Source organism: Breoghania corrubedonensis (genome assembly GCF_003053845.1).
In the GTDB taxonomy this organism is placed as follows: domain Bacteria; phylum Pseudomonadota; class Alphaproteobacteria; order Rhizobiales; family Stappiaceae; genus Breoghania; species Breoghania corrubedonensis.
Genome location: NZ_QAYG01000002.1, coordinates 244,059 through 256,574, shown reverse-complemented (window position 1 = coordinate 256,574; position 12,516 = coordinate 244,059). Strand labels below are relative to the sequence as shown.

Genomic DNA, 12,516 nt, shown 5'->3' with positions numbered 1-12,516 from the left:
CAACGGACAAGGAACGATATCCTGATGAGCGATCTTTTCGCAGCCTCCGGCCCGGTAAACGATGCGCCGCGCCCGCTCGCAGACCGGTTGCGGCCGGAAAAGCTGGAAGACGTGGTCGGCCAGGACCATATCGTCGGGCCCGACGGCGCACTGACGCGGATGCTGCGCTCCGGCTCTCTCGGCTCGCTGATCTTCTGGGGCCCGCCGGGCACCGGCAAGACCACCGTCGCGAGGCTGCTGGCGCGTGAGACCGATCTCGCCTTCGAGCAGATCTCGGCGATCTTCTCAGGCGTCGCGGATCTGAAGAAGGTGTTCGAGGCCGCCCGCATGCGGCGCATGTCGGGCCGCGGCACGCTTTTGTTCGTCGACGAGATCCACCGCTTCAACCGCGCCCAGCAGGACAGTTTCCTGCCCGTCATGGAGGACGGCACGGTGACGCTCGTCGGCGCGACCACCGAGAACCCGTCCTTCGAGCTCAACGCCGCGCTCTTGTCGCGCGCCCATGTGATGAGTTTCAAGTCCATCGATGAGGCGGGCATCGAGCGTCTGCTGGCGCGTGCCGAGGTGCTGGAGGGTCGGCCGCTGCCGCTTGACGAAGAGGCGCGCGAAACGCTTATCCGGATGGCCGACGGCGACGGCCGCGCCTCGCTGACGCTGGCCGAGGACGTGTGGCGTGCGGCCGGCGAGGGCGAGACCTTCGATGCCGCGCAGTTGCAGGAGATCGTCCAGCGCCGCGCGCCGATCTACGACAAGGGCCAGGACGGGCACTACAACCTCATCTCAGCGCTGCACAAGTCGGTGCGCGGGTCCGATCCCGATGCGGCGCTCTACTATCTCTGCCGCATGTTCGATGCCGGCGAGGATCCGCTGTTTCTCGGCCGCCGGCTGGTGCGCATGGCCTCAGAGGACATCGGGCTCGCCGATCCGCAGGCCCTTGTCATCGCCAACGCGGCCGTTGAGCAGTACCGGCTGTTGGGCTCGCCGGAGGGCGAACTGGGGCTCGCGGAAGCCTGCGTCTATCTGGCGTCGGCGCCAAAGTCGAACGCCGTCTACACGGCCTTCAAGGCGGCGATGCGGTCCGCCAAGCAGGCCGGCTCCCTGCCGCCGCCGCGCCATATCCTCAACGCGCCGACGAAGCTGATGAAGGCGGAGGGCTATGGCGACGGCTACCGCTACGATCACGACGAGCCCGACGCCTTTTCCGGTCAGGACTATTTCCCCGAACAGCTCGGCCGCCAGCATTACTACGAGCCGGTGGAACGCGGTTTCGAACGCGAGATCCGCAAGCGGCTGGATTACTGGGCCAAGCTCCGGCGCGAACGCGGCGAGGGCTGAGGAGGTTTGCGGGAGGGAGGTCCTTGCGGGGGCTATCCTTCCCGCCTATCCCGCCAGTCCGCGCACCAGCCACAGCGCGGCGAACAGTGCGCCGATGGAGGCGACAACCGTGATCAGCATGTAGCCCAGCGCAAGCTCCATGTGGCCGCGTTCCCAGATCGTCGCGAAATCGAGCGAGAAGGACGAGAACGTCGTGAAGCCTCCCAGCATGCCGGTGGCGACCAGCAGGCGCACGTTCTGGAACGAACCGTCCATGCGCGACAGAATCGCGATCAGCAGACCCATGATGAACGAGCCGAGGACGTTCACCGTCAGCGTGCCGTAGGGAAAACCGGTGCCGAACTGACGCATCATGTAGAGGCCGACAAGGTGGCGGCCCGCCGCGCCGATGCCGCCGCCCAGCGCGACGAGGAGGAGGTGTTTCATTCTCTTGCTTTATCCGCTGCGCCTATTCCGCCGGCCGGTTCGCCGTTTCCGGCGTCTCCTGCGCCTTGCCGCCGAGCTGCTCGAAGCCCTTGACGGCCTCGTCGTATTTCGGGTCGATCGTGCCCATCAGCCTGTCCCAGAAGGAAAAGAAGTTGGCGTAGTTGTACTTGAAGCGTGAATGGTGCTGGTCGTGGAAGGTGACGCAGACCATGGGAGAGGGCGCGCGCGAGGCAGGACCCGCCCAGAACTCGAAGCCCGAATGGCCGATCGTGCCGTTGAAATGGTCGTAGATCCGGTGGCCAAGCAGCACCAGCGCCGGGATCGGCAACACCAGCGGCGCCCACAGGTAATAGCACTGCATGACGAAGGCATCGACCAGATCGTCGCTGTAGGTGCTCCACACGGTCGGCGCCACCGAGCGATGATGCTCGGCGTGGAACCGATACATCAGCTTCGTGTGCATGAAGCGGTGCATCCAGTAGAACCAGGCATCGAAGGCGAGGATCGAGACGGCGAACATTGCCGGTATCGACCACCACGAAAGCGCCAGCGGCTCGACGAGCGTCAGCCCGCGATATTGCAGAAAGAGCCCGCCCGCCAGGCAGCCGTCGGTCACAAGAAGCGAGATCACCGACTGGCGGATCTCCTTCTTCATCCGCTTTTCGCCGCGCCGGTTTTGCTGGATGCGGCGCTCGGGATGCCGGTTCTGGATGGCGACCAGCACCCAGCCGGTCGCGAAATACAGAAACACGTTCACCGCATAGACCGTCGCCCACCAGGGCAGGAAGTCGATGAACAGCGTGCCCGCGCCGATAAGCCCCTCAGCCATGTGTCCCCTCTCCGGTTTCCACGGCAGCCTTGCCGCCGGCCGCCGGGTGTTCGAACTCCTCCACCATCGCGTCGTAGCGCGGATCCACGGTTCCCATCATCCGGTCCCACAGCGAAAAGAAGTTGCCGAAATTGTAGCGGAAGCCGGAATGATGCAGGTCGTGAAAGGTGGTGCAGATCAGCGGCGAGGGCCAGCGCGCGGTGGGCGAGGCGAAATACTCGAAACCCGCGTGCCCGATCATGCCGGACACCTGATCGTAGAGCCGCTGGGCAAAGAGAGCCGCGGCCGGCATCGGCAGGATAAACCAGATCACGAAGTAGTAGCCGTGCTCGATCAGCGTATCGACGGTGGTGGAACTGTCGTTGCTCCACGCGGTGGGCGCGAGCGAGGCATGGTGCGGCGCGTGAAAGCGATAGAGAGCCGGCAGGTGCAGCAGCCGATGCCCCCAGTAGAACCAGGCGTCGAACAGCACCATTGAGACGACGAACATCACCGGTATGGACCACCAGGACGCTTCCAGCGGGGCGACCGTCCAGCCATTCAATTGAGCGAAGAAGCCGGACGAAATCAGCGCGGACGACGTGGCGAGCGCCTTCATCGACGCGCGGATTTCCCGCCGCATGCGCCTTGAGCCGTCGCGGTCGGGCTGGATGCGGCGCTCGGGATGGCGCCGGTTTACCCAGGTGAGCGCGAGCCCGGTCGCGAAATAGACGACGAGCGTCACCGCATAGATGGCCGCGAACAGCATCGCGTACTGGACAAGCAGTCCCAGAGCGGCAGCGGCAAGACCCATCCTGACAATCCCGAAAAAGCGCGCGGCCCGTCGCCGAATGTCCCGATTGGGCGGGCGGGGGCCGGAAAGCGCAAACCTAGTTCACGTCTTGCTGCGATGCAAACGAACCGGCACCGTCGCGCAGGTTTTCAAGTGCCCGGGGCATCGCTCGCTCGCACCTTGTCGAGGTGCTCCATGCGTTCGACCGACACGTCATAGGTTGGATGAAGCGTGCCCATGGCGCGGTCCCACAGCGAGAACGTATTGCCGAAATTGCAGCGGAAGTTGGAATGATGCTGGTCGTGGAAAATCGTGCAAAGCAGCGGCCATGGCGCGCGCGCGGTGCGCGAGGCGACATATTCATGGCCGCAATGGCTGACCATACCGCTCGCCTGATCGTAGATCTTGTGAATGATGAGGACCACCGGCGGGATTGGCAGAAGAAGCGGCGCGATAAGGAAGTAGCCCTGTTCCACGGCCGCGCCGACAAAGCTGTCGGAATTGTTGGTCCAGGTGGAGGGCGTGATCGCACGGTGGTGAAGGGCGTGAAAGCGGTAGAACGCCCTGGTGTGCATCATCCGGTGGCCCCAGTAGAACCATGTGTCGTAGACGACGAACGAGATGACGGCCCAGAGCGCAAGGGACGTCGCCGTCAGATCGCCCGGTGCAAACAGGGCGTAGCCATTTGCCTGCAGCGAAAGCCCGCCGGCCAGATAGCCTGCGATGGAGACAAGCGCGATCAAGCTTTGCCTGATCTGTCCAGCCGCGCCTGAAGGCTCCCGCTCCGGCTGGATCCGGCGCTCCGGGTGCCGGCGGTTGAGGGCGACGAGCGCCAGCCCCATGAAAAGATAGAGCGCGACGAGACCGGCATAGGCGGCGGCCCAAAGCACGACGAAGCCAGTCCAGCCTTGCGCAATCGCAATCACCGGTCGTCCCCACGAATGTTTCCGTTGCGGGAATTCTAGCGGGTGGCGGACGTGCCGTCATCTTCCGGTTTGGATATCGGCCCGGTTTCGCCCTTGTCGGGGAAATGTGCTGCCAGCTCCGGTCCTGGGTGAGCGGACGCGGCGAAGCTGTCGGGCCCACCGTTCGGCTTGCCGTCTTGTGTCGGATCGGACAGCCCTTTCGAGCCGTAGCGCGCGGCAATGCGTTCGCGTACCGAATCGATAAGTGTCGGATCGGCCGTGAGGTGGGCGGCTTCCTCCTCCACGATCGCCTCGAAGATCCCGGCTCGCAACTGATCCTGGTCGAGAGTGGCCGGAATGCGCTCGCCCACCGCCGTCAGCACGGTCGACAGCAGCCGATCCGCGGCGTTGAGCCGGCCCCACAGGTAATCGTGTTCGCGCCAGGCGCGGTTGAAGAAGGCGCCGAAGAGCGACAGCGCGGCGCCCTTCAGTTTTATCGGCTGTTCGCTCAGCGCACCGGGATCGGTGGCCGAAATGCGCTCCACAAGCACCTCGTTCACCTCCGTGAATTCGCGGTGCTGCATCACCGGAAAGGTGACCAGATCGTAGAAGGCGAAGCCGATATAGGCGCCGGTCAGCCGACGGCGCAGCGGCGGAGCGATGAAGGCGAAGCTCATCACGGAAAAGATGTCGTCGTGCAGCCTGTCGATCTCGGCAAGCGCCATGGTGCGGGTGAGCCCGCCGAAAAAATGCGCCAGCAGGTCCTCGTCGTCGGCGGGGCAGGCCACGAGTTGGCGCGCCGCGAGCCGGGTCGCCTGATCGTGGCTTTCCGCCCGCCAGTAGTGCGACAACCGCTCGATCTGGTCGTAGAGCGTCGCCTTCAGCTCGTCCATCATCTCCGACGACTGGTCAAAGACCTGCATCTCCGGCCAGTTATAGAGGTCGTTCAGCCGGCGGATGACGAAGCGAAGCCGGCGAATGCGGTAGTCGACATCCAGCCCGCGCAGGAAATCGGCGACCGTGTGCGGAACCGGCCCGTCGTCGCCAGTCCCTGCCTCCGCCCGCGCGTCCTCCTGCAACCGATGCAGATAGCGCTCGATCCGCCGTTCCATCTCGCGTTCAAGGACGCGGTCCCCGCCTTCCACGGCAAGTCCGGCGATCAGTTTCGTCAGCCGGTTGGAAAGCGCGGCGAGTTTCAGCTTGAGGTAGGGCAGGTGCATGAAACCCGCCTGCCGGTGGGCTTGCGTATTCGCCAGTTGACGGCAGGCCCGCAGGCGCTGAACCGTCGGGGCGTCGTCTCCCTCCCGGGTCAGGATCGCGGAAACTTCCCGGTCCACCAGCGGATCCGTCGCCGCGATCAGATCGGTCAGGTGGCGGGCCTTGCGGTTTGCGCTCTCCAGCTCCTCCAGTTCGTCGCCGATCGGCTCGTTGCGCGGGATCTGGGAAAGCGAGGCGAGGATGATGCGGAAGAAGCCCGGCACGGTCTCCCGGTCCACGGGGCGGCGTTCGATTTCCGGCATCGGATCGACATAGATCAGCCGGCGCACGACCTCGCGCATGGCCGGCCGGTCGCTGATCGCGTCCAGTACCGGGGCGAAGGGTTTGTTCATCACCACGGAACCGTCGACGAAGACCGGCGGGACAGCCTCGTCGGGATCGACCCCGAGGGTCTCGCGCAGGAAGCGCTCGCGATCGGGCCAGGGATCGCCGCGCTCGGCCAGCAGGCCATCCATCTCCGCGATCGTTGCCGGAGGAAAGGCGCCGGGAAAGGAAGCGGTGGCCCGCGCGGCGAAGACCATGTCCGGCACGTTTTCCCGCCCCATGTCGCTGTCGATACCGCCGGCGCGGTGGATGGCCTGGAAATGCAGGATGCGGCGGTGCTCGGTTTCCTCCAGCTCGACCGGGTTCTCCAGCAAGATCTTGCGGCGCCGGCCGTGAAAGTCGGTCAGCGTCACGAAAAGGTCGAGCCGGTGGCCGCGCGGCAGCAGGGTTGCGCCGTCGCGCCACTGGCTGTCCATGCGGGCGCAGGCGTCCAGCATCCATCCGGCGAAACGCTCGCCGGAAAACGGCGGCGTGAACCAGCGCGACTGGACGAAGGCGCGCAGCTTCTCGCGGGTTTCGGGGTCGTCGATCTGGCTTTTCAGCGTGGTGGCCACCAGACGGTCGATGACGGGCGAGACGGTGCGCTTGAAATAGCGGGTGAGGCCGTCCTGCGGCTTGGCGAGACGGGTGACATCGGCGTTTTCAAGCCACATCGCGCGATGGTCGGTGAGCGGCAGGTCGTGGGCCAGCGCGCGCGCCAGCATGATGCCGTTGACGCCGCCGGCCGACGCACCGGATATCGCATCGACCACGACACGCAGCTCCACCGTTTCCGACAGCGCGGCGAAAACCTTCTCCCACGCGACCTCGACCGGCGAGGACGGGCGCGGCGGATTGTCTGACGGGTGGGCTGGCGGGTGGCTTGGCGGGTCGCTCTCGGCCGATTGCCGGGCGCGTGCGTGGGCGCTGGAGGCGCGCACCAGCGCCAGCACCTCGCGCGAGACACCGTGCATGTAGATCGCCAGCGACACGCCGCCATAAAGCACCAGCGCCAGCCGCAGTTCGATCTCCTTCATGAAATGCTTCCTGCCATCCGTTTGCCGCCCGCTTGTTCGCGCGTTGGGCCGGTGCGGTTTTTGCCGCCGTTGTCCGGTCGGGGATAACCGGCGAGACGTTGCGGCAAAGCATCCACTCCCGCGAAGCCTCGCGCAAGGTTTAAGCGTGCCATCGGGGACCCTCCCGATGGACGTGAAGAGCCGTCGTGAAGGGCGCGCGGGGACAAGTTCCGCCTCTTCGCCGATTGTTTGAAGATGTGTCGTCATTTGCCCGAATTCGATGAAATTCGATGAAATTCGAGAAAAATCAGTCGCGATTCAAAACGTAAAAAAGCGCGGATTCGGGCCGATTACGGTTTATCCCCGCCGTTGGGCGCGATGGTGCAGGCAGGCCATGGCCGGCTCACGGTGCGGTCAAGAGAAGTTGTAGCGGGAGGAGCGTGAAGTGACCTGCCTGGCCTGGTCCGGGCAATGACGCGGCGGCCCCTGGGCGCTATGTATCGGGCGCTATGTATCATGTGGTCAGGGGGCGATTTTTCCCCGCCACGACAGCGATCAGGAGGAAGCCATGGCGAGCGCAACGATCAGCAGGCGGAGGATGCTCTTTGGCGGGGCCGCCATCGTGCTTGCCGGCGGTCTCGCGGGCGGCACCTATTTTCAGGTAAACGCCAAGACGGGAGAGGCCTTCAAGGTTTCCCATTCTAAAGAGGAATGGCGCAAGCTCCTGACGGACCAGCAGTTTGCCGTCCTGCGCGAAGAGGCGACGGAGCGCGCCTTCTCCTCGCCGCTCAATGACGAGAAGCGCGAAGGCACCTTTCATTGCGCCGGCTGCGACCAGGCGGTGTTCGCCTCCGCCGACAAGTTCGACAGCGGCACGGGCTGGCCGAGCTTCACCCGCACGCTGCCGGAGGCGGTCGCCTTCAAGAGCGATTACATGCTCATCTTTCCCCGCACCGAGGAGCATTGCAGCCGCTGCGGGGGCCATCTCGGCCATGTGTTCGACGACGGTCCGCCGCCGACCGGCAAGCGTCATTGCATCAACGGCGTGGCGATGACGTTCAAGCCGGCCTGATCTTCACGAATTCTCGTGATGCGGGAATGGCTTTCCCGGCCCGCTGACGCTATAAGGCGCGACACATCCAACGCCAGCGAAAGCGCCAAAAATGAGCGGCATCGAAACCCGCACCGTGACGTCAGACGAGGCCGGAATGCGCCTCGACCGGTGGTTCAAGAGCCACTTCCCCGGTCTCGGCTTCGGCCAGTTGCAGAAGCTCGTCAGGACCGGCCAGGTGCGCGTCGACGGCGGCCGCGCCAAGACCGACACGCGGGTGGCGGCGGGCCAGAAGATCCGCATTCCGCCGCTCGGCGTCGATCCCAAGAAGATCGAGAAACAGGCGCCGAAAAAGGTCTCCAACGACGACCGCTCGGCCATCGAGGCGATGGTCCTCTATGAGGACAAGGACTTGATGGTGCTGAACAAACCGGCCGGCCTCGCGGTTCAGGGCGGGTCGGGCACCACCCGGCACATCGACGGCATGCTGAACGCGTTCGCAGACAAGTCGGGCGACAAGCCGCGCCTCGTTCACCGGCTCGACAAGGACACCGCCGGCTGCCTGATCGTTGCCAAATCGCGCAAGTCCGCGCAGGCACTGACGAAAGCCTTCCGCTCGCGTTCGGCGCGCAAGGTCTACTGGGCGCTGGTCAAGGGCGTGCCGAAGCCGCGCCAGGGCAAGATCTCGACCTATCTGGCCAAAGAGGAGGGCGGCGAGAAAATGGCCATCGTCCGTCATGGCGAGGACGACGCCCAGCACGCGATGACCTACTATTCCGTTGTCGACAATGCCGGCCAGAATCTCGCCTGGCTGAGCCTGAAGCCGGTGACCGGCCGTACCCACCAGCTGCGCGCCCACACCGCCCATATCGGCCATCCGATCCTCGGCGATCCGAAGTATTTCGACATCGAGAACTGGGAACTTCCCGGCGGAATGCAGAAAAAGCTGCACCTGCTGGCCCGCCGCATCATCATTCCGCACCCCACGCGCAGCGGAAAGCTTGATGTGACCGCGCCGCTGCCGCCGCACATGCAGCAGTCGTGGAACCTGCTCGGCTTCGATACCTCCGATTACGATCCCGAAGACGACGAAGCGGAAGTGTGATCCGGGAGGGCGCGTCTCCAACGGCATGTGCGCGCCCCGCGTGCCTGCCGCTCAGCGCCTACCGCGTCAGCGACCAGCCCACCACAACGACCGAAAACACGAAGCCGGCAATAACCAGTTTCCAGGCGTCCTTGCGACGGGTGAGACCCGGCCAGCCGATGGGGCGGATGAACTGGATGAGTGCGACGAGCACGAAGAACAGTGCGATGGCCTTGGTCACGATTCTCCGCCCTGTTGGTGACGTGGTCCGCCCCCAGCCATAGGCGGCGAGGGTGCGGCTGTCCAGTCGCGGTTCGTCACGCCGCCGGCATGATCTTGAAGATCGTGTGGCCGGATTGTGGAACGAAAGGCGCCGGCGCACGTTGGCCTCGCATGCTGCAAGAATTCGCGATGACCTGCATCGGGAACGAGCCAGCCAGACGAAACGCCATGTTGCGCCTCATGTTTGTGATGCGCCTTGTATGACGGCCCGCCGAACACGGCGAGGCACTGACGTTGGACGATCCGGAGGGAGGGGCGACACAGCCTCCGGAGAGCTTACGCGTTTGGCCGGAAATGAAGCAGGGCATCGCTTGCCGCGCTTCACGGCAGACGAAGGGAGCTTTCCGATGACCACTGCAACCTATTCCACTCACCCCCACGAACATGAACGATCCGAGCACGGGATCGGCTACTGGCTCACCATGGCGCTTGCCGTGGTGCTGCTCGCGTTCGGGCTGGCGATCTTCGCCGGCGGCGTATGGCTGATCGCGCTTGGCGGGTCATACTATTACGCGATTTCCGGCGTCGGCCTGCTGGCGACGTCGATCTTTCTTTTCCGAACGTCGATGGCGGCCTTTTCGATTTATCTCGTTACCTGGCTCGGCACGCTTGTGTGGGCCTTCTGGGAGGTCGGTTTCGACTGGTGGGCGCAGCTTCCGCGTCTGCTCGCGCCGACAATCGTGCTCCTGCTCGTCGCGGCGACCATTCCGGTTTTGAAGCGCGCCGAGAACGACTGAGCCGACCCGGACAGAAAACCTCAACTTTGGAACGACAGCGGAAGGAGCCGTGACCCATGGCATCCAGACACCTCGCGACATTGACACTCGCGCTCGGCCTCGGCTGCGTCAGCGCAGTCCCGGCCGTCCTTGCCCAGCAAACCTCATCCGACCCGGTTCAAGACGAACCGACCACCGCGCAATCCCAGCTTCCCCCGGTTCCCGCCGATGAGGATGGTGAGCGTCCTGCCGTCTCGCCCGGCGCCGCCGGCGAGAGTGGGGCTGCGGAAACGGCCGATATCGGCACGGACCGCAGCCAGCCTCAGGCGACACAGGCCGTCGGCGCCGACTGGCCCTATTATGGCGGCGGGCCGAAGGCACAGCGCTATTCGCCGCTCGACCAGATCAACACGGGCAATGTCGGCAATCTGGAGCGTGCCTTCGTCTACCGCACCGGCGACATGCCGAGCGAGCGGGCCAAGGGCAAGTACGCCTGGGAGGGCACGCCCTTGAAGGTCGGCCATTCGCTCTACATGTGCTCGGCCGAAAACATCCTGATCTCGGTCGATGCCGCCACGGGCAAGGAGAACTGGCGGTATGATCCGAAGGTCTCCGACGACGCCATTCCCTACAGCGCGAGCTGCCGGGGCGTGGCCTATTACGTCAACCCGCAGGCCGGCGACGCAGCCGCCTGCAAGACGCGGATCATCGAGGGCACGCTCGATGCCCGGCTGATCGCGGTGGATGCGAAGACCGGCGAACCTTGCGAGGATTTCGGCGATAACGGCGCGGTTTCGCTGTGGGACGGCATCGGCAACAAGGTGCCCGGCTGGTATGCGGTGACGGCCCCGCCGGCCATCGTGCGCGGGGTGATCGTCACCGGCGCGCAGGTGAAGGACGGGGAGGCGGAAGATGCGCCCTCCGGTGTCATTCGCGGCTATGACGCGGTGACCGGCAAGCTCGCCTGGGCGTGGGACCTCGCCAACCCGGAGCTGACCGGCGAGCCGGCGGATGGTGAGACCTACACGCGCGGTACGCCCAACATGTGGACGGCGCCGGTGGGCGACGAAAAGCTCGGCCTCGTCTACCTGCCGCTCGGCAATTCCTCCGTCGACTATTACGGCGGCAACCGTTCGGATGCGGAGAACGAGTGGGCGACCTCGCTCGTCGCGCTGGATGTCACCACCGGCAAGCCGGCCTGGCACTTCCAGACCGTCCACTACGACCTGTGGGACTACGATCTGGGCTCGCAGCCGACGCTCGTCGATTTCCCGACCGACAAGGGCAAGGTTCCGGCAGTGATCCTGCCTTCGAAGCAGGGCGATCTCTATATCCTCGACCGGCGCACGGGGGAATCGCTCTTCCCCGTGAAGTCCGTCGATGCGCCTTCGGGCGGGGTGGAGCCGGAGAACCTGTCGCCGACGCAGCCGACCTCCGCCTATCACACGCTTCGCAAGAAGAGGCTGACGGAAAAGGACATGTGGGGCGCGACGCCGCTCGACCAGCTTTGGTGCCGCATCCAGTTCCGCCGGGCGAACTATGACGGCTTCTTCACGCCGCCCAGCGCCGACAAGCCGTGGATCCAGTATCCCGGCTACAATGGCGGCTCGGACTGGGGCAGCGTGTCGGTCGATCCGAAGAATGGCATCCTGATCGCCAACTACAACGACGTTCCGAACTACAACCGGCTCATTGCGCGCAAGAAGGCGGACGAGATGGGGCTGAAACCCATCAACGAGCGGGCAAAGGAAGACAACGGCTCCATTCCGGCCAAGGCGGAAGGCGCGGGCGACCCGCAGGCGGGCGCGCCCTATGCCATCGACGTCAACGCCGGCTGGCGGTCGAGCCTGACCGGCATGCCGTGCACCGAGCCTCCCTATGGCGGGATCACGGCAATCGACCTGGCGAGCGGCGAGACGCTCTGGGACGAGCCGCTGGGCGAGGCCCTGCGCAACGGCCCCTTCGGCATCGCGAGCCGGCTGCCGTTGACCATCGGCACGCCCAACAATGGCGGACCGCTGACGACGGCGGGCGGGCTCGTCTTCGTGGCTGCGGCCACGGACGATCTGATCCGCGCGATCGACGTCAAGACGGGCAAGGTCGTCTGGCAGGACCAGCTGCCGGCCGGCGGGCAGGCGACGCCGATGACCTATGAGGTCGACGGCCGGCAGTATCTCGCCATTTCCGCCGGCGGCCACCACTTTATGGAAACGCCTGTGGGCGACTATCTGGTGGTCTACGCGTTGCCGCAGAACGCGAGTTGATGGGGGGAGGTCGCGCGCGGCCCATCCTTCGAGACGCCCGCTTGCGCGGGCTCCTCAGGATGACGTTATGTGTGTTGTGGAATTTGTAGATAGAACAACACGATAAAGTCATCCTGCGGATGTGGCCCATCCGGCACTCGGCGGCAGATATTGTGCGGGTGCAGACCCGCGAACGGAGTGAGCCCCACGGTCAGCCTCCCCCTTGAGGGGAGGTCGGGCGGCCTCTTCGGCCGTACGGGTGGGGGGAAGGCGGCA

Annotated in this window: 11 protein-coding genes; 5 read left to right on the top strand and 6 right to left on the bottom strand. The window is 65.1% G+C overall.

What is annotated here, in order from left to right; translation table 11 throughout:
* The first annotated feature begins 24 nt into the window (after positions 1-24).
* A complete protein-coding gene (locus C8N35_RS09250; RefSeq protein ID WP_107989393.1) occupies positions 25-1,335 on the top strand; it encodes a replication-associated recombination protein A in 1,311 nt (436 codons plus the stop codon).
* 45 nt (positions 1,336-1,380) lie between these two features.
* Here C8N35_RS09250 and crcB read toward each other — a convergent pair whose 3' ends face one another.
* The 5 genes from crcB to C8N35_RS09225 form a co-directional block, all read right to left on the bottom strand.
* The gene (gene crcB / locus C8N35_RS09245) at positions 1,381-1,761 is read right to left on the bottom strand and encodes a fluoride efflux transporter CrcB (protein WP_107989392.1); all 381 of its coding nucleotides are present in this window, start codon (positions 1,759-1,761) and stop codon (positions 1,381-1,383) included.
* 22 nt (positions 1,762-1,783) lie between these two features.
* Complete coding sequence (locus C8N35_RS09240; RefSeq protein ID WP_107989391.1) at positions 1,784-2,590, bottom strand: sterol desaturase family protein; 807 nt, start codon at positions 2,588-2,590, stop codon at positions 1,784-1,786.
* Positions 2,583-3,383: a sterol desaturase family protein gene (locus tag C8N35_RS09235; RefSeq protein WP_210203464.1), complete on the bottom strand. Its 801-nt coding sequence runs from the start codon at positions 3,381-3,383 to the stop codon at positions 2,583-2,585. Before C8N35_RS09235 ends, C8N35_RS09240 begins: the two co-directional genes overlap by 8 nt.
* Before the next feature lie 128 nt (positions 3,384-3,511).
* Positions 3,512-4,288, bottom strand: coding sequence for a sterol desaturase family protein (locus tag C8N35_RS09230; RefSeq protein WP_107989390.1), 777 nt, complete (start codon positions 4,286-4,288; stop codon positions 3,512-3,514).
* Positions 4,289-4,323: 35 nt separating this feature from the next.
* Entirely contained in the window at positions 4,324-6,885 is a 2,562-nt protein-coding gene (locus C8N35_RS09225; protein ID WP_107989389.1) for a patatin-like protein, read from the bottom strand.
* Between the two features lie 547 nt (positions 6,886-7,432).
* On the opposite strand from C8N35_RS09225, the gene msrB reads away from it, so the two are divergent.
* Both msrB and C8N35_RS09215 read left to right on the top strand, forming a co-directional pair.
* Complete coding sequence (gene msrB, locus C8N35_RS09220) at positions 7,433-7,936, top strand: peptide-methionine (R)-S-oxide reductase MsrB (protein ID WP_245926740.1); 504 nt, start codon at positions 7,433-7,435, stop codon at positions 7,934-7,936.
* A 91-nt stretch (positions 7,937-8,027) separates the two neighbouring features.
* Complete coding sequence (locus C8N35_RS09215; protein ID WP_107989387.1) at positions 8,028-9,020, top strand: RluA family pseudouridine synthase; 993 nt, start codon at positions 8,028-8,030, stop codon at positions 9,018-9,020.
* Between the two features lie 58 nt (positions 9,021-9,078).
* On the opposite strand, the gene C8N35_RS23845 is transcribed toward C8N35_RS09215, so the two are convergent.
* On the bottom strand, positions 9,079-9,240 hold the full coding sequence (locus C8N35_RS23845; protein WP_170122058.1) for a hypothetical protein: 162 nt from the start codon (positions 9,238-9,240) through the stop codon (positions 9,079-9,081).
* Between the two features lie 388 nt (positions 9,241-9,628).
* Here C8N35_RS23845 and C8N35_RS09210 point away from each other — a divergent pair, with 388 nt between their 5' ends.
* Together C8N35_RS09210 and C8N35_RS09205 are read left to right on the top strand one after the other, a co-directional pair.
* Positions 9,629-10,018, top strand: coding sequence for a hypothetical protein (locus C8N35_RS09210; protein WP_210203463.1), 390 nt, complete (start codon positions 9,629-9,631; stop codon positions 10,016-10,018).
* 56 nt (positions 10,019-10,074) lie between these two features.
* Entirely contained in the window at positions 10,075-12,261 is a 2,187-nt protein-coding gene (locus C8N35_RS09205; RefSeq protein WP_107989386.1) for a pyrroloquinoline quinone-dependent dehydrogenase, read from the top strand.
* Positions 12,262-12,516 lie beyond the last annotated feature (255 nt).

Excerpts from the sequence above, each read along its gene's own strand:
- C8N35_RS09215 (WP_107989387.1), top strand. The coding sequence starts at position 8,028 with ATGAGCGGCATCGAAACCCGCACCGTGACGTCAGACGAGGCCGGAATG.
- crcB (WP_107989392.1), bottom strand. The coding sequence starts at position 1,761 with ATGAAACACCTCCTCCTCGTCGCGCTGGGCGGCGGCATCGGCGCGGCG.
- C8N35_RS09225 (WP_107989389.1), bottom strand. The coding sequence starts at position 6,885 with ATGAAGGAGATCGAACTGCGGCTGGCGCTGGTGCTTTATGGCGGCGTG.
- msrB (WP_245926740.1), top strand. The coding sequence starts at position 7,433 with ATGGCGAGCGCAACGATCAGCAGGCGGAGGATGCTCTTTGGCGGGGCC.
- C8N35_RS09250 (WP_107989393.1), top strand. The coding sequence starts at position 25 with ATGAGCGATCTTTTCGCAGCCTCCGGCCCGGTAAACGATGCGCCGCGC.
- C8N35_RS09240 (WP_107989391.1), bottom strand. The coding sequence starts at position 2,590 with ATGGCTGAGGGGCTTATCGGCGCGGGCACGCTGTTCATCGACTTCCTG.
- C8N35_RS09205 (WP_107989386.1), top strand. The coding sequence starts at position 10,075 with ATGGCATCCAGACACCTCGCGACATTGACACTCGCGCTCGGCCTCGGC.
- C8N35_RS09235 (WP_210203464.1), bottom strand. The coding sequence starts at position 3,383 with ATGGGTCTTGCCGCTGCCGCTCTGGGACTGCTTGTCCAGTACGCGATG.
- C8N35_RS09210 (WP_210203463.1), top strand. The coding sequence starts at position 9,629 with ATGACCACTGCAACCTATTCCACTCACCCCCACGAACATGAACGATCC.